Raw genomic sequence first — 18938 nt, 5'->3', positions numbered from 1 at the left:
GGCCCCTCAGTCCCATTCCAGGCCGCCCCGCCGCCGTACGTACGCGTACGCGACGAAGACGGTGAGCACGAAGAGCAACATCTCCACGAGCCCGAAAACACCCAGGGCGTCGAAGGCGACGGCCCAGGGGTAGAGGAAGACGATCTCGATGTCGAAGACGATGAAGAGCATCGCCGTCAGGTAGTACTTGATCGGGAAGCGCCCGCCGCCGGCCGGCGTGGGGGTCGGCTCGATGCCGCACTCGTAGGCTTCGAGCTTGGCGCGGTTGTACCGCTTCGGACCGATCAGCGTGGCCATGACCACGGAGAAGATCGCAAAGCCTGCCCCGAGGGCTCCCAGTACGAGGATGGGCGCATACGCGTTCACCGCTCCTCGCTCCTCTCAGTCGGCACTGACTGCTGGCGGGTTGCCGTGGGCCCGCTGCCGCCCCGCCTGTCCCCCGAACCCCGCTCGTCCCGGCGAAGATCGCGAACATGTGAAGCAGGTCACAAGCCCAACTGCTCCGCATCTTATGCCCGTGGCTCTGTGATCTGCGACACGGGGTATTCCACAAGCTTTGTGATCTCCACCACCTGACGAAGGATCATGAAGTCGGATGATCGGTGATCTTCGCACTAGAAGCGTCCAGCTGGTCACCAGAAGTGACATTTTCGCTCGTCGTCGCAGGCCGGAGGGGTCGTCTCAATATCAAGAGACTTCCGTCGCATGCAAATTGGTGCGGGGTGCGACGTCCTGATAGAGGGCCCGTTCACACATGAGAGGGAGATGCGCGGCCGGATGTGGACGCGTGCACGCGTTCACGAAGTCGGCGCGATGTGAGGGACGCGTGTCGGACGCGCGAGACGCGGTCCGCCCGGTGACCGTTCCGTGACCTGCGCCACACCATGAGAGCGGGATGAGAACGGGGGTTGGCCATCGAGCCGGAGCGATGGTAGGCGCAGGGCAATTCGGGCGTAATGACGAAAGCGCATGATCATGGGCTTGATCACTGACGTCCGAATTGCCCGTTACGGCGTCAATAAGGAATGACGTGCCCGGGATTCGGGCCGGCGATTGAACAACTGTGGCGCAGCACACGTTTCTTGAAGATATGAACGAGCGCCTGGTACCCGTTATTCCCATGCCCCACACCGCTCACATACGCAGCCACCGGAAGCCCCGCAACCGCAGCGCGTCGACGATCGCGATGCGGGCCGGAGTTGCCAGTGGCGTTCTCAGCCTGGCCGCGGCCGGCGCCGCGTCGGCCGCCGACGCCGGCGAACCCGTGACACAGACCCTCGAACTCCCCGCCCTGACGGCCGACATGGCCAACCAGGTGGCCCAGTCCGCGGACGCCACTCAGCAGGCGGCCGCGAACTACCAGCTGCGGGCCGAGCGCGACGCCGCCGCGGCAAACGCGGCAAAGCAGGCCAAGTCGGACCTCGCCCACGCGAAGAAGCAGGCCGCGGCCAAGAAGAAGGCCGCCGAGAAGGCCCGCCAGGAGGCCGCCGAGCGCGCGAACCGCAGCTCCGCGCGGACCACCCTCTCCGCCTCCGCCGGAGGCTCCAGCGCCTCGTCGAGCGGCTCGACGGCCACCGGTACGGCCGCGACGGTCGTCGCCTTCGTCAAGGCGCAGATCGGCGACACCTACATCTCCGGCGGCACGGGCCCCAACGTGTGGGACTGCTCGGGCCTGGTGCAGGCGGCCTTCAAGCAGGTCGGTGTCGACCTGCCCCGCGTCTCCCAGGACCAGTCGACCGCCGGCACCCAGGTGTCGCTGGACAACCTCCAGCCGGGCGACATCCTCTACTGGGGCGGCGCGGGCAGCGCGTACCACGTGGGTGTGTACGTCGGCGGCGGTAAGTTCGTCGGAGCACAGAACCCGTCCACCGGTGTGGTCGAGCGGGACCTCTCGTACGACCCGCCGTCCGGCGCGGTGCGGGTGCTCTGAGAAGCACACCGCCTCGCGGTATACACGTGAAGGGCCGCAGCCGCTCGGGGGCAGCGGCCCTTCAGCCTTGTGTCCGGCGGGTCACGCCTTGGGCGCCACCCTCTTTCCAGCAGTAACACCGGTACCGCTTCCCGGGCCGGTCCGGCGCAGGGGTAACTGCGCGCCGCGCGCTCGGCATCGAGGCCCATACCGCCGCGAGGGCAGGCAGCCCAAGACTGACGCACACCGCGATAGCGCCGACGACCACCTGATCGTTGATCATTCGACCACCTCCCCCGCGATGCCGCGGTCGCAGACGAACAGCCCGAGCAGCTCGGCAAGTTCGATCGCAAGGCCGCGCGCGTCGCCTTCGGGAATCTCACAGATCGGGGTGTACGTGCTGTCGATCAACCACACGGCGCGCTCGTCACCCTCGCCGTCCCCCGGCCGGAACACGGCCCCGACGTTCAGCTCGTGCCAAGCCACTACGCCGCCCCCTCGTAGCCGATGCTGAACCCCAGACGCGGCACGCCGTCGTCGTTGGCTCCCACGCCCAAGCGGTCGGCGTACCTCGACACGAGGTAGAGGCCGCGCCCTGACTCGTCATGCCAGGGCGGCGCAGAGCTCGGCACACGGGGGAGCCACCCGGGGCGGCCATCGTTCACCCACACGGTGACGTTGTCCGATCCAAGGGATACGTCCACCGTGATTTGGGCCGTGCGCGTGTGCTGGTAGGCGTTCGTCACTACCTCGGACACGCAGATTTTCAGGTGCTCGACGATGTCCTCGTGCCCGTACGCGGTGACCAAAACGGCCACGAGCTCACGCACGATCTTCGGTGCCGTCGCGGCGCGAGGCACGACGAACCGATAGCTGACGCTTGCGGACTGTGCAGGTAAGGCGCTGATTTTCATCTCGTCTCCCAACGCGGTTGAGCTCGCGCTGCCCGCCATGCGTGGCAATGGCCGCTCCCGGGTGACTGCGCGTCAAGGCGCGTGTCAGCGGCTGCACTTCTGTCTCACTGGCGTGCGACGCGGTGCTGCCAGGACCATAGGGTAAAAGGTTGGACCGGTACAACCCTGTACCCCCAAGAGCCTCTGCGGGTGGACCCGTGACGCCGCAACCGGCAAACTCAGGTAGGACAAGGGGAAGGGACACATGCCGCCGAGGGACAATCCGACCGCCCGACAGATCCGCTTGGGCTCTGAACTGCGGAAGCTCCGCGAACGCGCTGGCCTGACCGCACGAGACGCCGGCGGCTTGCTCTCCACCGACGCAGCCAGGATCAGCAACATCGAGGCCGGCCGCCTCGGCATCAGCGAGGAGCGCATTCGTCGGCTGTTCACGTTCTACCAATGCGACGACGACGCGCTGCTCTCCGCCCTGTGCGTCATCGCTGGAGAGCGACGGGGAACACACTGGTGGGACGACTACCGCGGCATTCTTGCCCCCGGGTTCCTCGACATCGCCGAACTCGAACACCACTCGCCGAAGCTCCGATGCCTGCAACCGATGACGTTCCCTGGCGTCTTGCAGACCGAGGAGTATGCGCGAGCACTGTTCGCCGGCGTCATCCCCCAGGTACCGAGCGACGAGGTAGACGCCCGAGTCGAGCACCGCATGAAGCGCCGCGCGATTTTCGACCGCGACATGCCGCCACGGTTCGAGGCGATCGTGCACGAGGCTGCACTGCGAATGAGGGTCGGTGGTCGGAAGGTAGCCCGCGCACAGCTCGAACACCTGCTGCAAGCGTCCGAGCAGGAATGGATCACACTCCGGGTGATCCCCTTCACGGCCGACGACTTCATCGAGGTCACACAGACCGTGATGTACGCGACCGGCGCCGTCCCGCAGCTCGACACCGTCCATATCGACACACCTTTCGGCGGTCGCTTCTTGGACACAGCCGCGGACCTCGACCGGTATAGAGGTCTGCTCGACTTCGCCGAGCAGACCTCACTCGACCCCGACGAGTCGCGCAGCTTCATTCACCACATCGCAAGAGAACTGTGAGAGATCAGGAATGAACAGCGAATTCACCTGGCAGAAGTCGAGCTTTTCCGGAGGCGGCGGCGAGCAGTGCCTGCACGTCGCCGCAGGGCCCGACGGTGCGATCCTGCTCTGCGAGAGCGACGAGCCGGCGAACATCATCACCACGTCACCCGAGAAGCTCGCAGCGTTCATCATGGGCGTGAAGAACGGCGAGTTCGACCACTTCGTCAACTAGGGACGCCTGCTCGCTCGACGCCGCAGCGTCGACAACCCCCCACCTGACCAGGGCCGGGGGGTTTTTGCATATGCCAGTCTGCATGTTTGTACCGGTCCACCCTTGCACCCCTCATATGCGTGGCGCTACGGTCTCCCTGCGTTACCACGGTGAGGCGGATTCACTACCCCACACCGTGCCTGACGTGCCCTAACTCTGCCTGCCGTTACGCACGTTGGGCGAGGGTCTCCCCAAGGCTGCACCATGCCTGCCGTTCCAACCATGGCCCGGCAGCGCGCAGCCAAGACGCCGCGGCAGGGAGGTACGAATGCAGGCATTACCCCCTCACCCCGCTTACGTGGGCGCAAGGTTGCAAGCGGGGGCTCGCCACGGCCCGGCCGCCGCAGTGAGCGTCATGGGGCAAGGTTTCCTGCTCACCACCGTGCGGCACTCATCACAGACCAGGCACGACGCCCAACCGGTCAAGCCGCCCCGCGCCCACCCCACCGCGTCCGATGCGATACGAGCTATGCGGATCGAGATCCGCTCGGCGCATGTGTTCGGCATGACTCCCAGGGAAACAGCGCGGGCGGTCGAGTGGGCGGAATCCGGGTGGCTCTACGCCCTCGGACTTCTCAACTCGGGTCACCACGCCGGGTTCACCGTGGTATTCGGGAGCGGGACCGTCGCCGAATGGTCGGTGCGCCCCTTGCGGTACCTCGAACTGCGAACGACTGACGACCTCGCTCGCCATGTCGAACGCACCCATCCTCGACCGGAATTGAGCTCATGAGTACGACGATCATCACGGAACACCCGGCGTGGCTGACCACCAAACAGGGCGAGCGTGCCCGCCTCGTCGAGCACCAGGGCGCCGCGTGGCTCGCGATCTGGAGCGACAAGGCCCGACACCTGGCCCTGTGGCCTCTCATGGGTGATGCAGCCGCCGAGCAGCCCCCCGTCGCCTACACGTCGTCGATCGAGCTGCCGGCCGCGCCCGTTGGCGCCGAACCGCTGCTCGCCGAGCTCGTGTCTCTCGGCACCGTGGCTCGACTCAACAATCCCTCGCTGTGGGACGCGATCGTTACCGCACTGCTGCGGCAGGTCGTGACCGCAGGGCAAGCCCGGAAGCGGCACCACAGCCTCTACGCCGCGTACGGGCGCAGCTTCACCACGGCCGCCAGCGAGCTCGCCCTCGTCCCGACCCCCGAGACCCTGCTGCAACTCTCCGACGAGGGGTACGCCGCCGTGGGGTGCAAGTTCAACACCAGCGCCCTGCGCGCCGCCGCCGAGGCATACCTCGATTGCGGCGAGAAGTGGGCGACCCTCGACGCCGAGAGCCTGATCAAAGAGCTCGTCGAGGTCCCCCGTATCGGCCCGTGGACCGCGGCAGCAGCCGCGGCCGACTACACGGGCGATTTCTCGATCTACCCGCACGGCGACCTCGCCGTGCGCACGTGGGCCAGCAAAGCGGCTCCCGGGCTCACCTTCCCGAGTTCCGACCGCGAGTTCGAGGCGCTTTGGCGCCGATGGGCGCCGTCCCGGTCCCACCTGCACGCCCTGACCCTGTTCACACTCACCTGGGGGAGCCATGACCTTAACGGCCACGGAGGACAACCGCACCGCCCCTGATCTGATCGCCGGCGCCGACCCCGACCGGGTGCTCGACGCCTTATTCGTGAACGCTCCGCTCCGCGACTACGCGCTGCGGCCCCGCATGAACGACTACACCTTGCCGGTGCTCGGCATGGCGTACATCGCTACGTACGCGCAGCAGGCCGGGTTCAACGTCGGCGTACTGGACGCCGAGGCTCACGGACTCGGCATCGACGCGACCGCCCGCCTGATCAACAAGGTACGGCCCCGATGGGTGGGCATGAACCTGCTCGCCCCCACGTACGAGATGTCGGCCCGGATCGCCGCCGAGATCGACGACGGGATCGCCCTCATGGTCGGCGGGCACCACGCCAAGGCCATGCCCGGCCGCATCCTCGCCGACCCCCGAATGCGCGCCCTGCGCGCCCTGGTGATCGGCGAGGGCGAGACCCGCGTCGCCGCGCTGCTCGCCGACGAACGCCGTCGCGCCGAGCTGCCCGGGGTCATGTGGCGCGACCGCATCCTCGGCACGCACGCCGCCGGGATCGCGCAGGGTGACACGGCTAAATGGCTGAGCCCCGATATCGACGCCCTGCCGCTGGTGAACCGCGAGTTCCTGCCCCAAGACCCGTACATTGCGGACGACGGCCGGACCGAGGCGAACGTCGTCGGTGCGCGGGGGTGCCCTTACGACTGCACGTTCTGCGGCGCCGCGGTCTCGGCAAACCCTGACGTCAAGATCAGGACCCGCTCACCCGAGGGCATCGTCGCCGAACTCGACCACCTGCACGACACCTACGGGACCACCGCATACCGGTTCGTCGACGACCTGTTCCTCGGCGCCAAACGCGTGATCGTCCCCCAGATGGAAGCCTTCACCCGCCACAAGATCGGCGACCGGTACGTGTGGGACGCAACGGGCCGGATCAACGTTCTCGACCGCCTCGACGACGCCATGCTCGACACACTCAAGACCAACGGGCTGCGCGAGGTCGCCCTCGGCATCGAGTCGGGCAGCGACCGCGTGCTCGCCGGCATGGACAAGCGAATCACGGCCGAGATGACCGAGCGCGTCGCCGGCCGCCTGCTCGAACGCGGCATCGGCGTGAAGGGGTATTTCATCCTCGGCTACCCCGGGGAGGAGCAGGAAGACCTCGACGCCACCGTGCGCCACATTCACAATCTGTGGACTATCGCCGACCGGCACGCAGGCGCCCGATTCCGAGCGTCCGTGTTCGAGTTCCGGCCCTACCCCGGTACTCCGGTCTGGAACACGCTCACCGAGGCCGGGCACGACCCCGACGCCCTGCTCGCGTACTCCGACGTCGACCTCACCGCGGACGGCGCCAACGAGTCCATGCGCGCCCGCGACGAGTTCAACTTCACCGTGGGCATCCAGTTCGGCACGGTCCCCCTCCCCAAGCTGCGCGCGACCCTCGCCAAGCTCACCCGCGAGCAGCACGACCGCAACCGGATGGGGATCGCAGCATGAGCCCGCACGCCGGCGTGTTCCTCTCCCTCGACGGGCCGAGCGGGGTGGGCAAGTCGACCACATCCGCCGAGCTCGGCCGCCTGCTCGCGCACCAGGGCGCCACGGTCCACCGGACGACCGAACCCTCGACGAGTGAGCTCGGCGAGTTCACCCGAGCCAAGGCAAACCACATCCACGGACGGGCCCTTGCCTGCCTCGTCGCCGCGAACCGGTACGAGCACATCGACGTCGAGCTCGATCCGCTCCTCAAGGACGGCTGCACCGTCGTCTGCGACCGGTACCTCGCGTCGAGTCTCGTACTCCAGCGGCTCGACGGCGTACCCGAGCCGTTCGTGCTCGCGCTGAACCGGCACGTCCTACTGCCCGACCTCGCCGTGATCCTCACCGCAGACCCCGAGAGCATCGCGGCCCGCATCGCCAAGCGCGGGAAGCGCCACCGTTTCCACGACGACCCCAACGGGCCGGCCCGCGAGGTCGAGCTCTACCGCGAGGCAGCACAGACCTTGATGACCCTCGGCGTCGAGGTGCTCGTGCTCGACACCACCGACACCACCCCTACGGACGTAGCGAAGCGAATCGCCGACGCCGTACCCCCGCCCAGGGGTAGCGTCGAAAGTCCCAACCGGCCCGACGACCCCACGGTGAACTCATGAACGCGGCACCTGCAACCCCCGTGATCGACACGCACGTGATCCTGCGCGACGGCGACATGATCCTGCTCTCGCAGCGCGGCGGCCCCTACGGCCACGGCCGGTGGCACGCCCCCTCCGGCAAGCTCGACCAGGGCGAGCCCTTCACCGTCGGCGCCGCCCGCGAGCTGCGCGAGGAAACCGGGGTCGAGGTCGACCCCGAGAACCTGCGACTCGTGCACACCGTGCACCACAAGCAGAGCGAGCAGGTCGAGCGCATCGGCCTGTTCTTCCTGGCGACCGAGTGGGCGGGCGAGCCCGAGAACCGCGAGCCCGAGAAGTGCCTCGCCCTCACGTGGTTCCCCATCGACGCCCTGCCCGAGGACATCATCGAGTACCCCGCCGCGGGCCTGTACGGCTACCTGAAGGGCGCCGAGGCGCTCACCGAGCACGGTTGGTCGTAGCCCCTCACGCGTGCCTCTCTCCGCCCGTCGGTGCCCCCATGGCCGGCGGGCGGAGTCATGCCTACGGCGCGAAAGGACTCGCGCCGTAGGTAGAGCGCCGAAGTTCAGCAGGCGTTCTGCTGTCTCGGTTGAATGATCACGAACGCGGAGCTACCTTGCTGAGGCCGTTGATGATCCGGTCCATCGCGTCGCCGCCCGTCGGGTCGGTGAGGTTGGCCAGGAGCTTCAGGGTGAACTTCATCAGGACCGGGTGGGTCAGGCCGCGCTGGGCCGCGATCTGCATGACCTTCGGGTTGCCGATGAGCTTCACGAAGGCCCGGCCCAGCGTGTAGTAGCCGCCGTAGGTGTCCTTGAGGACCCGCGGGTACCGCTGGAGGGCCAGTTCCCGCTGGCCCGGTGTCGCCCGCGCGTGCGCCTGGACGATGACGTCGGCGGCGATCTGCCCCGACTCCATGGCGTAGGCGATGCCCTCGCCGTTGAAGGGGTTCACCAGGCCGCCCGCGTCGCCGACGAGCAGCAGGCCCTTGGTGTAGTGGGGCTGGCGGTTGAAGGCCATCGGAAGCGCGGCCCCGCGGATGGGCCCGGTCATGTTCTCCGGGGTGTAGCCCCACTCGGCCGGCATGGAGGCGCACCAGGCCTTCAGGACCTCGCGCCAGTCCAGCTCCTTGAAGGAGTCCGAGGTGTTGAGGACGCCGAGGCCGACGTTGGACGTGCCGTCGCCCATGCCGAAGATCCAGCCGTAGCCCGGCAGCAGGCGGTCCTGCGGGCCGCGGCGGTCCCACAGTTCCAGCCAGGACTCCAGGTAGTCGTCCTCGTGGCGCGGCGAGGTGAAGTACGTGCGCACCGCGACGCCCATCGGCCGGTCCTCGCGGCGGTGCAGGCCCATCGCCAGGGAGAGGCGGGTGGAGTTGCCGTCGGCGGCCACCACCAGGGGCGCCCGGAAGGTGACCTCGCGCTTCTCCTCGCCGAGCCTGGCCGTGACGCCGGTGATGCGGCCGGTGCGGTCGTCGACGACGGGGCCGGAGACGTTGCAGCGCTCGTACAGCCGAGCCCCGGCCTTCTGGGCGTTGCGGGCGAGCTGCTCGTCGAAGTCGTCGCGCCTGCGGACGAGTCCGTAGTCCGGGAAGGAGGCGAGATCCGGCCAGTCGAGCTGGAGCCGGGAGCCGCCGCCGATGATCCGCAGCCCCTTGTTGCGCAGCCAGCCGGCCTCCTCGGAGATGTCGATGCCCATCGACACCAGCTGCTTGACGGCGCGCGGGGTGAGTCCGTCGCCGCAGACCTTCTCGCGGGGGAACGCGGTCTTCTCCAGCAGGAGTACGTCGAGTCCGGCCCGTGCGAGGTGGTACGCGGTGGTGGAGCCTGCTGGCCCCGCGCCCACGACGATCACGTCGGCGGTGTTGTCGGAGAGGGGCTCGGTCACGGCGGGATCTCCCCAAGGTTCGAAAATGTACGTGCCGGCCGGCACTGGACATGGGCAGTCTATTCAGCACGATTGATCACCGGCTGAAGGGCTGCCCCGTGAACAGAGCTCTCCCCGCAGTACGGCTCCGCGTCCCCACCCACGAGGACGCGTTCGCCTGGCACCGGGTCTTCGCGGACCCGGACGTCATGGAGTTCCACGGCGGCAGGGCCGCGGAGCTCTCCGCCTACGAGGAGCTCACGGCGCGCCAGCGCCGGCACGACGCCGAGCGGGGTTTCTGTCTGTGGTCCCTGCTCGACGCGTCCGGCGAGGTCATCGGGTTCACCGGCGCCCAGCCCTGGGAGCGGGCGTGGGGGCCGACGGGCGAGACCGAGATCGGCTGGCGGCTCGGGCGGGCGCACTGGGGGAAGGGCTTCGTCACCGCCGCCGCGCGGGAGACCCTGGAGCGGCTGCGGGCGGCCGGCGTACCGGGGGTGGTGGCGATGGTGGACGCGCGCAACGAGCGTTCCATCGCGGTGGCCCGGCGGCTGGGGATGCGTCGCGCGGAGGTGTTCGTGACGCCGGAGCGGGCGGGGCGGGAGTCACGGGAGGGGCACTGCTACCGACTCGACCTGTGACTCAGGGTAGTTGACTGTCACAGAAAGACAGCGAACGCTTCCGGGCGGGGCACGCCGGAGTTACTCTGCCAGTACCGCTGGGGGTGACATCTGTGCGCATAACACCCGAAACTCGCGTGCCTCGCCTGGTCGGCCTGATGGCCGTGGACGCGCGCCGCACGGCCCGCACTTGGGGCCTTTCCCTCAACGCGCCGGACCGGCCCGACTTCCATCTCACCGTCGTCGACTACGTCGTACGGCAGTACCCGCGGCCCGGCGCCGAGGTGCCACGGGACTCGCTGGTGTACGTGTGGTTCGACTTCGGCGACGACGGCGGCGGAGGGGTGCGCGAACCGCGCGAACCGCGGCCGCCCCACGGCGGGACGCACCGCGAACTCGACCGGCCCGGTGACGCGTTCGAGATGATCGACCGCTGAGACGTCCGGCGGCCCGCCGGGGCCGGGCCGCCGGGGCCGGCCCCACCTGACAGATTCCGTGGAGACTTGACAGCCTCTGGGCTTGGTGGTCACCGGTCCGGGCCGTCCGGCATAGCGTCGAGGGATGATGACGGCTGAAGCTCTCGGACTCCTCGAAGAACTCGCCGCCGAAGGAGTCTCGCCCTGGTGGGCGGCGTGTCCGGAAGAGCAGCCTCCGGTGCTCGACGCGGTGCGCAGTGGGTTTCGCGGCATCCGGATGGCACCGGGGACGCCCCTGGTCGCGGTACGGGCGGCGTGTGACGCGCTGCGGGCCTGCGGTGGCGTCGTGGCCGTCGCCGCGGCCGCCTTCGACGGGGCCGACGACCCGGAAGCGTGGGTGGCGGCGGCGCGGGTGCTGCGCAGCGGGGTGGACCGGCCGAACCTGCTGGTCGGTGTCCCGGCGACCTGGGCCGGGATGGACGCCACGACCCGGTGCCTGGCCGAGGGCATCGGCGTCGAGTCCACCCTGGTCTTCTCGGTGCGGCAGTACCGCGCCGTCCTGGAGTTCCAGTGCGCGGGTCTGGAGCGGGCCCGGGCGCGGGGCATGGATCTGGCGCCCCTTGGCACGGCCGCCTCCTGCGACCTCGGGGCACTCGACGCCGAGGTGAACGCCCGTCTCAACGGCTTCTCCGGCGACGCGGCGCGCGAACTGCGCGACACGGCGGGCCTGGCCACCGCGCGGCTCCTGTACTGGCAGCGTGAGACGTCGCTGGCCGGTGAGCGCTGGCAGGCCCTGCGCGCGTCCGGCAGCCGTCCGCCGATGCTGCTGTGGGCGGGCACCCGCCCCGAGCAGGTGCGGTCCCTGGTCAGCTGGAACACCGGCCATGTGATGACGACGGAGACGGTGGAGACGGCGGCGCGCGGGGACCGGCTGGAGGGCGACACCCTGATGGGGCGTCACGAGCAGTCCGCGCGGGTGCTGCGCGAGCTCGCGCAGCGGGACGCGGACCTGGACGACGTCACCGCGGAACTGCTGGCGGCCCGGTCCGCCTGGCGGTACCGGGCCGCCGGTCTCATCGCACGGATGCCGGCACAGCGTCCCGCGGGTCCGAGAACCCGGTACCCGTCAGGGCAAGCAGCGGAGCCGCCTTGACGACGGTCTCCTCGAACTCCTCCGCCGGTTCGGACAGCGCGACGATCGCGCCTCCCACGCCGTACCGCAGCCGGCCGGGGGTGACGACGGCGGTGCGGATGACGACGCTGAAGTCGGCGGCACCGGAGAGGGACAGGTATCCGATGGCACCGGAGTACACCCCGCGCGGGCCGTTCTCCATACGGTCGATGATCTCCAGGGTGCGCGGTTTGGGCGCGCCGGTCATCGATCCCGGCGGAAAGGCCGCGCGCAGGCAGCGCACCGGGCTGCTGTCCGGGCGCAGCCGGGCCGTCACCGTGCTGACCAGCTGATGCACGGTGGCGTAACTCTCCACGGCGAAGACGGGGTCGGCGCGCACGGTGCCGATGTCCGCGCACCGGCCGAGGTCGTTGCGGACCAGGTCCACGATCATCAGGTTCTCGGCGCGGTCCTTCTCGTGGGTGCGCAGGTCGGCGGCGAGGGCGGCGTCCTCCTCGGGGGTACGGCCACGCGGACGGGTCCCCTTGATGGGCTTGGACTCGGCCACGCCGTCGGCCGAGATCCGCAGGAACCGCTCGGGGGAGGTGGAGAGCACCGAGAGCTCGCCGAATTGGAGCAGGGCGCCGAACGGGGCGGGGCTGCTCCGCCGCAGAAAGCGGTACCCCTGCCAGGGGTCCAGGGTGCCCCGGACCTCGGCCATGTTGGTGAGGCAGATCTCGTAGCTCTCCCCGGCGGCGATCTCGGCCTGGCACGCGTCGATGAGACGGAGGTAGCCCTCCCGGCTGTGGCGCAGCCGCAGTTCCCCGAGCCCGGCGGGCGGTCCGGGGGGCGGCGCCGGGACGGTGCCGGTGAGTCCGGCGAGCCGCCGCGCGGTGTCGTCGAGCCAGTCGCGGGCGGTCCGCGTGTCGTCGTGCTCGGCGAGGGCCAGCAGATGGGTCGTGCCGGTCTCGTGGTCGAGGACGAGGGCCCGGTCCGCGAAGACCATCACGGCGTCGGGTTCCTCGGCCCGGTGGCCGGCCGGTCCCTCGCACTCCGCCTTGAGTCCGTAGCCGAGGTAGCCGGTCCAGCCGAGGGCGAAGTCACAGGGCAGCGGCGGTACCTCGACGTCCAGGGCGGCGAGGTCGCGGTCGAGCCAGTCCAGGAACGGTCCCTCGAATATCTCCTCGGACGTCGCCGACCGCACGGTGACGGTGCCGACGGACACGTCGGCCGACGCCACCCGGGCCAGCGGACCGGAGGCGTCGCCCATGACCGAGAACCGGCCCTGGCCGTCGCGCCGGCTGCTGTCCAGCCAGTAGGCGTGGTCGCCGTCGGAGAAGAGCCGCTGGAAGAGCGTCTCGTCGTCGCACGGGGTGGGCACCTGGACGGCGAACACACGGAGGGACCGAGCGGGGGGCGGGACGGCTGTCCCGGTCGCGGGGGGCGGGGTGGCCGGGACGGCCGGGGCGGTCGCCGCAGCCGGGACGGCCAGGGCAGCCGGGCCGGTCGAGGCGGTCGGGACAGCCGGGGCGGCCGGGACGGTCGAGGCGGTCGGGACAGCCGGGGTCGTCACCGCGGCAGGGACGGCCAGAGCCGCCGGGCCGGTCACCGCAGCCGGGACCGCCAGGCCAGCCGGGACGGTCACCGCAACCGAGGCTGCCGAAGTCGTCACCTCGGCCGGGGCTGCCGTGGCGGTCCGGGCGGCCGGGACTGCCGTGGCGGACGGGGCGCTCGCCGCAGCCGGGACGGCCAGGCCTGCCGGGACGCTCGCCGCAGCCGGGGTTGCCGGGGTGGTCGCCGGGGCCGGGACTGCCGTGGCGGTCCAGGCGGCCGGGACTGCCGTGGCGGACGGGAGCCGGAGCTCGACGGTTCCGCGGTGGTGGCCGTCGCCCGTGCGGGCCAGGTCGCAGAAGTTGGCCAGCAGTTCGTCGCCGTACTCCGAGCAGATCGACTCGGGATGGAACTGCACGCCCCACAGCGGTCGTTCCCGGTGGCGCAGGCCCATCACCACCCCGTCCGGTGTCCAGGCCGTCACCTCCAGGTGCGGCGGCAGGCCGGTCACCGCGAGCGAGTGGTAGCGCACCGCCTCGAACGGTGAAGGCAGGCCCGCGAACAGGCCGTTGCCCTCGTGCAGCACCGGTGAGGTCCGCCCGTGCCGCACCTCGGGGGCACGTCCGACACGCGCCCCGTGCAACAGCCCGATGCCCTGGTGCCCCAGGCAGACGCCGAGCAGCGGCAGCTCGGTCCGCTCGATGATCTCCCGGCAGATGCCGAAGTCCGCGGCGCGTTCCGGGGTTCCCGGTCCCGGCGAGATGACCACCCCGTCGAAGTCCGCCAGCATCGCGGGATGCCAGTTCGGGTCGTCGTTGCGGACGACGGTCGGCTCCTCGCCGGTGACGCGCGCGAGCTGGTGGACGAGGTTGTAGGTGAACGAGTCGTGGTTGTCGACGAGCAGTATGCGCATGGAAGGCCGGTCCCTCGGTCTCTCCTTGCCCTGGCGGGCCGATCAGGTGGTGGGCACGATCTGGAGGAGCTGGTGCTCGACGACATCGTTGCCGTACTCGCCCTCCCGGACCTGACAGCTGCTCAGCACGCGCAGCTCGCGGCCGGTCTGCTCGGCGATGCCGGCCAGGAGCCGCCGGTCGCCGCGGCTGCTGAAGTGCAGCAGCGCCCGCCCGCCGGGTGTCGTGCGGTGCGGCGCCTGCTCCAGGTAGCGGCGGTGGGACCGGTATCCCGCGTCGACGTAGGCGCGCTCGTGGACCGACCGGTACTCGTAGTGGTCGGGGCCCAGTACGTAGTTGGAGCTCCAGAACACGGTGTCGAACCGCTCGTCGTCGCCGAGCCCGGAGAACAGGTCGCCGTGCACGGTTCGGACCCGGTCCGTCATCCCGTGGCGCCGGGCGTTGCCGGCCGCGTTCCGTACCGCCCGGGGGTTGATGTCCGAGGCGACGACCGGACCGTGACCGGCCAGGGCGGCGGTCACCGCGATGACGCCCGTGCCGCAGCCGATCTCCAGGAACGAGCCCCGGTGCGACCGGTCGCCGCCGACGGGCTCGGTGAGCCCGAGGAAGTCCAGGGCGACACCGGTCGACGGGGAGTACACCGGTGCGAACACCTCGTCCAGCAGATCCCACTGCCGGCCGGCCAGGGAGAAGACGGCGGGCCGGTCCGCGCGGCCGAGGGACTGTCGGCTGCGTTCCAGCGAACGCCGGTAGTCCTGCACCTGCGGTGTGTGCGGCATGAGTCCCCACCCGATCCGTTCGGCTCAGCGGCGTCGCACGGTGCGATGCCGTCGTACCGAGCGTGCTGGGCAGCGGCGACACAGCGGAAGGTGCTCCGACGACACCACTTGCTCACAGGAAGGTGATCACATCACCGTGCGCGCCGATGACCTGGGCTTTCGCCTCCGCTGCGGCGAGTCGCTTGTTGACCAATCGGAAACCACTCAATTACCTTGCGATCACCATTTTTTCAGTCCATCTGCCCTTTGGGGGAGCACAGCGTGCTGACCGGTGAGGGATTACCCGGTGAGGTATCGCTCGGCAGGTACGCGCTGGCCATGCTCGAACTGCTGGCCCGGGAGGCACCCGCGGAGCACTTCGAGGAACTGGCCCGGCAGGCGGCCGAAGCGGGCGCCGCCGGGGAGGAACTCGCCCGGCTCGTCGCGGCCAAGGACCGCTCCCTGGAGGTCAGACAGCTGTTCGCGCGCCGCCAGCAGCGCGAGGCCGGGCTGTCCGCGCTGGTCGACACCGCGCGCGACCTGACCCACTCGTACAACCTGGACACCCTGCTGGCCGTCATCACCCGCCGGGCCCGGCTGCTGATGGGCCTGGACATGTCGTGGGTGAGCCTGCCGGGCGAGGACGGGGCATCCCTCGTCCGGGCCTCCGACGGACACGCCTCGGCGATCACCGTCGGGTTCCAGGTGCCGTTCGGCGGCGGGGTCGGCGAACTCGCGCAAAATCGATCCGCCCCCTTCTGGACCCCCGACTACCTGCGGGACGACAGCTTCGTCCGCAACGAGGCCATCGACCACGTGGTGCGCTCCGAGGGGCTGCGGGCGATCATGGCCGTCCCGCTGCGTCACGAGCACTCCGGACTGGGCGTGCTCTACGTCGCGGACCGCAACGTACGGCACTTCCTGCCCAACGAGATCTCCCTGATGACCTCGCTGGCCGACCTCGCGGCCGTCGCCATCGAGCGGACCCGGCTGCTGGAGCGGACCCGGACCGAGGTCGCGGAGCTGACCGGCGACGTCTCCGACGCCATGGACTCCTCCGCCACCGTGCGCAAGCTGTCCGGCATCCACCGGGAGCTGATCGAACTGGCGCTCGGCGGCGGTGAACTGACCACTCTGGTGGACCGGGCGTCCGCCGCACTGGGCGGCGCGCTGCTGGTGCGCGACACGATCGGCAAGGACCTCGCGCGCACCGAGGACTTCCCCGGCCCCGAGGACTTCCCGGACACCGCGGCGGAGGCCGGGGGCGCCGGATCCCGCCGCGTGTCCGACCGGGCTTCCGGGCGCGTCTCCGGCCGCACGGAGGACTTCCCCCTCGCCTCCCCTCTCGACCGGATCTGCCTGGACGCGCACGCCGCGGGCGGACCCGTCCGGTGCGACGACGGAGCGGGCGGCGTGCTGTCGGCGTGCCCGGTCACCGGAGGCACGGAGAGCCTCGGCACGCTGGTGCTGCGCGCCACGCGCCCCCCGTGCGAGGCCCAGGAGGAGCTGCTGGGGCTGGTCGCCCAGGCCGTGGCCGTGCAGTTGCTGATGCAGCGCAGTACGGCCGTGGCCGAGGGCCACGTCAGGGACGAGCTGCTGCACGACCTGCTCCATGTCTCCCAGCTGCCGCCGGGTCAGCTCGCCGCCCGGGGCCGCCGCCTCGCGGTCGACCTCACCGAGCCGCACGTGATCGTCGTGGTCCGCCCCGAGGGCGGTTCGCAGAGCCGGGCCAACGCCTGGGCCTCGTCGTACGCGCACCGGCTGTCCGGTCTCAAGTACGTCGACGGCGGTCACATCGTGCTCCTGCTGCCGGGCAACGACCCGGCCGGCGCCGCCCGCTCGGTGCAACGGGAGCTGTCCACGGTGCTCGGGCATCCGGTGACCGGCGGTGCGGCCGGTCCGACCACCGCGCCCGACGACATCAGACGCGTCTACCAGGAGGCCCAGCGCTGCCTGGACGCGCTCACCGCGCTGGGCGGCACGGGAGGTACGGCGTCACCGAGGGAACTGGGTTTTCTGGGGCTGCTGTTGTCCGAGCAGCAGGACGTCGGGCAGTTCGTCGCCTCGGCGGTCGGGCCCGTACTGGACTACGACCACCAGCAGTCGACCGAGCTGCTGCGGACGCTGGAGGCCTACTTCGTCTCCGGCAGCAGTCCCACCCGGGCCGCGGAGCTGCTCCACGTCCACCCGAACACGGTCTCGCGGCGGCTGGAGCGGATCACCGACCTGCTGGGCCCCCACTGGCAGGAGCCCGCGCAGGCTCTTGAGGTGCAGCTCGCGCTGCGGCTGCACCGCACCCGGCACCTGCTGGCGGGCACCGACGACAGCTGAGCACGGCGTCCGGGAGGGGCGGGTCCGCGTACGGCGATCCGCGTACGACGGCCGCGCCCACGGCGCCCGGTCAGGCGCTGCGCGCCTCCAGGAGGTCGAACGTGTCGTCGTCCGCGTCGGTCAGGGTCCGGGCGGCGTAGGCGACCGAGGCCAGCGTGGTGTGCCGGTGCCAGCCCTTGAACGAGCGGCCCACGAAGTCCCGTAGCCCCGCCTGCTCCCCCGCCGTGTCGCAGTCGCGGGCCACCCGCCGGGCCAGCTTGGCCAGCCGCAGCAGGACCGGCACCGGCGCGCGGTCCAGATCGGTCAGCCAGAACTCGGTCGGCGGCCGCCGGGGATCGCCCCACTCCCCGAGCAGCAGACCGGACCGTCCGTCGTCTCCGGCGGCCCCGGGCAGCGCCACCCGGACGGCCACCACCAGCGAGTCGCGTACGACCGGCGTGCCGCTCAGCGGGTCGGACCAGCGCACGGGGCGGCGCAGTGACCGTACCGAGTCGGTGATCCGTTGGGCGCTCAGCCGCCCCGCGCCGAATCCGGGCGACGACGGCTCGGTCACGGTCAGCGCGGTGCCGCCGGAGATCCGCACCAGCAGCGGCACCCCGGACGCCTGGAAGCGCCGTACCGTCGCGCCCAGATCGGGACCCGCGGCCCCCAGGACCACCGGGCGGCGCGGCACCCGCCACTTGAGCGTGGACCGCACGACCGCCGCCGCGCACTCCTCCAAGGTCTCCTCGCCGACCCCGTCGGGAATGTCCGCCCGGCGCCGCCGCTCCGCGTCCCGGACCCAGCCGCCCGGCAGGTGCAGCCGCCAGTTGACCGGGGCCGCGGCCTGTTCGGAGGCGAACCAGAGACCGAACGCCTGCTGCCCGTTGTCCGGCCGTCCGGGGCGCGGCACGAGTTGCCGGCCGACGCCCACCGAGTGCTCGCCGACCTTGGGAATGGCCATCGGCTGGACCACCCAGGCGGACGGCGGCATCGCGCCCTGGAGGAAGCGGGCCAGCTCCTCCCGCATCGGCGACCAGTCCCAGGTGGAGTCGGCGATGAGGTGGTGCAGGCTCTGCTCGGCGGCCCCGCCGCCGACGGCGGCGGCGATCCGGCGCACCGACTTGCGGCCGTCGGCCGCGAGCAGCCCGCGCACATACTGTTCGGCCCACCAGCGCTGGTCCTTCCTGCGCAGGGCCTGGGGGAACAGGGCGGCGGACAACTCGGCGACACGGTCCGCCGGCTGGTGGACGTCGGCCCACGCGTGGTCGGCCCCGGGTCCGCTGAAGACGGCTCTGCTCACGGTCACGCCTGCCTCTCGCCCGCTGACTCCTTGACGCGTCCCACCTTGCCGAGCCGTCCGCCGCCCGGTGGAGGTGCCGCGGGAACCCCGTATGCGTCCGCGATGGTGGCCGGACCACCACGGCCGGTCGCGACACGGCGCACGAAGGGCTCCCGGACGGCTCCCGGGAGGTGGTCCGGCCACCACCACCGGGCCTGAACTCCTGCTCAACGGCCCGCACCGGGCCCCCGTCCGGCCCTCGCGGATCCCGGCCGGGAACGGCGACC

Annotated in this window: 19 protein-coding genes; 12 read left to right on the top strand and 7 right to left on the bottom strand. The window is 70.7% G+C overall.

What is annotated here, in order from left to right:
- Window positions 1–6: 6 nt before the first annotated feature.
- Entirely contained in the window at window positions 7–366 is a 360-nt protein-coding gene (locus tag ACIPK3_RS29995) for an NADH-quinone oxidoreductase subunit A (protein WP_402574699.1), read from the bottom strand.
- Between the two features lie 754 nt (window positions 367–1120).
- On the opposite strand from ACIPK3_RS29995, the gene ACIPK3_RS29990 reads away from it, so the two are divergent.
- Entirely contained in the window at window positions 1121–1930 is an 810-nt protein-coding gene (locus ACIPK3_RS29990; RefSeq protein WP_402574697.1) for a C40 family peptidase, read from the top strand.
- 258 nt (window positions 1931–2188) lie between these two features.
- Here the strand turns inward: ACIPK3_RS29990 and ACIPK3_RS29985 are convergent, their stop codons facing one another.
- Together ACIPK3_RS29985 and ACIPK3_RS29980 are read right to left on the bottom strand one after the other, a co-directional pair.
- Complete coding sequence (locus tag ACIPK3_RS29985) at window positions 2189–2395, bottom strand: hypothetical protein (RefSeq protein WP_402574695.1); 207 nt, start codon at window positions 2393–2395, stop codon at window positions 2189–2191.
- Window positions 2395–2823 carry an ATP-binding protein gene (locus tag ACIPK3_RS29980; RefSeq protein WP_402574693.1) on the bottom strand — a complete coding sequence of 143 codons (429 nt, stop codon included), beginning with the start codon at window positions 2821–2823 and terminating at the stop codon, window positions 2395–2397. Before ACIPK3_RS29980 ends, ACIPK3_RS29985 begins: the two co-directional genes overlap by 1 nt.
- Window positions 2824–3067: 244 nt before the next feature.
- Between ACIPK3_RS29980 and ACIPK3_RS29975 the strand changes: the two genes are divergently transcribed.
- The 7 genes from ACIPK3_RS29975 (at window position 3068) to ACIPK3_RS29945 (ending at window position 8296) form a co-directional block, all read left to right on the top strand.
- Entirely contained in the window at window positions 3068–3922 is an 855-nt protein-coding gene (locus tag ACIPK3_RS29975) for a helix-turn-helix domain-containing protein (protein ID WP_402574691.1), read from the top strand.
- Window positions 3923–3932: 10 nt separating this feature from the next.
- Window positions 3933–4136 carry a DUF397 domain-containing protein gene (locus ACIPK3_RS29970; protein ID WP_402574689.1) on the top strand — a complete coding sequence of 68 codons (204 nt, stop codon included), beginning with the start codon at window positions 3933–3935 and terminating at the stop codon, window positions 4134–4136.
- A gap of 508 nt (window positions 4137–4644) precedes the next feature.
- On the top strand, window positions 4645–4908 hold the full coding sequence (locus ACIPK3_RS29965) for a hypothetical protein (RefSeq protein ID WP_402574688.1): 264 nt from the start codon (window positions 4645–4647) through the stop codon (window positions 4906–4908).
- Window positions 4905–5747, top strand: a complete 843-nt coding sequence (locus tag ACIPK3_RS29960; protein WP_402574686.1) for a hypothetical protein — start codon at window positions 4905–4907, stop codon at window positions 5745–5747. Before ACIPK3_RS29965 ends, ACIPK3_RS29960 begins: the two co-directional genes overlap by 4 nt.
- Entirely contained in the window at window positions 5707–7203 is a 1497-nt protein-coding gene (locus ACIPK3_RS29955) for a B12-binding domain-containing radical SAM protein (protein ID WP_402574684.1), read from the top strand. The genes ACIPK3_RS29960 and ACIPK3_RS29955 overlap by 41 nt, the downstream gene beginning before the upstream one ends.
- Window positions 7200–7856, top strand: coding sequence for a dTMP kinase (tmk, locus tag ACIPK3_RS29950; RefSeq protein WP_402574682.1), 657 nt, complete (start codon window positions 7200–7202; stop codon window positions 7854–7856). The genes ACIPK3_RS29955 and tmk overlap by 4 nt, the downstream gene beginning before the upstream one ends.
- Window positions 7853–8296 (top strand): NUDIX domain-containing protein, encoded by a 444-nt coding sequence (locus ACIPK3_RS29945; protein ID WP_402574680.1) that lies wholly within the window; start codon window positions 7853–7855, stop codon window positions 8294–8296. Before tmk ends, ACIPK3_RS29945 begins: the two co-directional genes overlap by 4 nt.
- A 136-nt stretch (window positions 8297–8432) precedes the next feature.
- On the opposite strand, the gene ACIPK3_RS29940 is transcribed toward ACIPK3_RS29945, so the two are convergent.
- Complete coding sequence (locus ACIPK3_RS29940; protein ID WP_402574678.1) at window positions 8433–9716, bottom strand: geranylgeranyl reductase family protein; 1284 nt, start codon at window positions 9714–9716, stop codon at window positions 8433–8435.
- Between the two features lie 98 nt (window positions 9717–9814).
- Here ACIPK3_RS29940 and ACIPK3_RS29935 point away from each other — a divergent pair, with 98 nt between their 5' ends.
- From ACIPK3_RS29935 to ACIPK3_RS29925, 3 genes are all read left to right on the top strand, one after another.
- Complete coding sequence (locus ACIPK3_RS29935) at window positions 9815–10333, top strand: GNAT family N-acetyltransferase (protein ID WP_402574676.1); 519 nt, start codon at window positions 9815–9817, stop codon at window positions 10331–10333.
- Between the two features lie 116 nt (window positions 10334–10449).
- Window positions 10450–10749, top strand: coding sequence for a PASTA domain-containing protein (locus ACIPK3_RS29930; RefSeq protein WP_402574674.1), 300 nt, complete (start codon window positions 10450–10452; stop codon window positions 10747–10749).
- Window positions 10750–10873: 124 nt separating this feature from the next.
- Window positions 10874–11881 (top strand): transaldolase family protein, encoded by a 1008-nt coding sequence (locus ACIPK3_RS29925; protein WP_402574672.1) that lies wholly within the window; start codon window positions 10874–10876, stop codon window positions 11879–11881.
- Here ACIPK3_RS29925 and pabB read toward each other — a convergent pair.
- Window positions 11802–14303, bottom strand: coding sequence for an aminodeoxychorismate synthase component I (gene pabB, locus ACIPK3_RS29920; RefSeq protein ID WP_402574670.1), 2502 nt, complete (start codon window positions 14301–14303; stop codon window positions 11802–11804). The genes ACIPK3_RS29925 and pabB overlap by 80 nt on opposite strands.
- A gap of 42 nt (window positions 14304–14345) precedes the next feature.
- Window positions 14346–15080, bottom strand: coding sequence for a methyltransferase domain-containing protein (locus ACIPK3_RS29915; protein ID WP_402574668.1), 735 nt, complete (start codon window positions 15078–15080; stop codon window positions 14346–14348).
- 261 nt (window positions 15081–15341) lie between these two features.
- On the opposite strand from ACIPK3_RS29915, the gene ACIPK3_RS29910 reads away from it, so the two are divergent.
- Complete coding sequence (locus ACIPK3_RS29910; protein WP_402574666.1) at window positions 15342–17390, top strand: helix-turn-helix domain-containing protein; 2049 nt, start codon at window positions 15342–15344, stop codon at window positions 17388–17390.
- A 70-nt stretch (window positions 17391–17460) separates the two neighbouring features.
- Here ACIPK3_RS29910 and ACIPK3_RS29905 read toward each other — a convergent pair whose 3' ends face one another.
- On the bottom strand, window positions 17461–18672 hold the full coding sequence (locus tag ACIPK3_RS29905; protein ID WP_402574664.1) for an IS701 family transposase: 1212 nt from the start codon (window positions 18670–18672) through the stop codon (window positions 17461–17463).
- Between the last annotated feature and the right edge of the window lie 266 nt (window positions 18673–18938).

This window comes from Streptomyces sp. NPDC086787 (assembly GCF_044745865.1).
In the GTDB taxonomy this organism is placed as follows: domain Bacteria; phylum Actinomycetota; class Actinomycetes; order Streptomycetales; family Streptomycetaceae; genus Streptomyces.
The sequence above is the reverse complement of the archived record's forward strand: the minus strand, read 5'-3'. Positions and strand labels throughout refer to the sequence as shown.

Coding starts and splice junctions, on each gene's coding strand:
- ACIPK3_RS29990 (WP_402574697.1), top strand. CDS start 1,121: ATGCCCCACACCGCTCACATACGCAGCCACCGGAAGCCCCGCAACCGC.
- ACIPK3_RS29960 (WP_402574686.1), top strand. CDS start 4,905: ATGAGTACGACGATCATCACGGAACACCCGGCGTGGCTGACCACCAAA.
- ACIPK3_RS29975 (WP_402574691.1), top strand. CDS start 3,068: ATGCCGCCGAGGGACAATCCGACCGCCCGACAGATCCGCTTGGGCTCT.
- ACIPK3_RS29970 (WP_402574689.1), top strand. CDS start 3,933: ATGAACAGCGAATTCACCTGGCAGAAGTCGAGCTTTTCCGGAGGCGGC.
- ACIPK3_RS29945 (WP_402574680.1), top strand. CDS start 7,853: ATGAACGCGGCACCTGCAACCCCCGTGATCGACACGCACGTGATCCTG.
- ACIPK3_RS29965 (WP_402574688.1), top strand. CDS start 4,645: ATGCGGATCGAGATCCGCTCGGCGCATGTGTTCGGCATGACTCCCAGG.
- pabB (WP_402574670.1), bottom strand. CDS start 14,303: ATGCGCATACTGCTCGTCGACAACCACGACTCGTTCACCTACAACCTC.
- ACIPK3_RS29955 (WP_402574684.1), top strand. CDS start 5,707: ATGACCTTAACGGCCACGGAGGACAACCGCACCGCCCCTGATCTGATC.
- ACIPK3_RS29925 (WP_402574672.1), top strand. CDS start 10,874: ATGATGACGGCTGAAGCTCTCGGACTCCTCGAAGAACTCGCCGCCGAA.
- tmk (WP_402574682.1), top strand. CDS start 7,200: ATGAGCCCGCACGCCGGCGTGTTCCTCTCCCTCGACGGGCCGAGCGGG.
- ACIPK3_RS29915 (WP_402574668.1), bottom strand. CDS start 15,080: ATGCCGCACACACCGCAGGTGCAGGACTACCGGCGTTCGCTGGAACGC.
- ACIPK3_RS29980 (WP_402574693.1), bottom strand. CDS start 2,823: ATGAAAATCAGCGCCTTACCTGCACAGTCCGCAAGCGTCAGCTATCGG.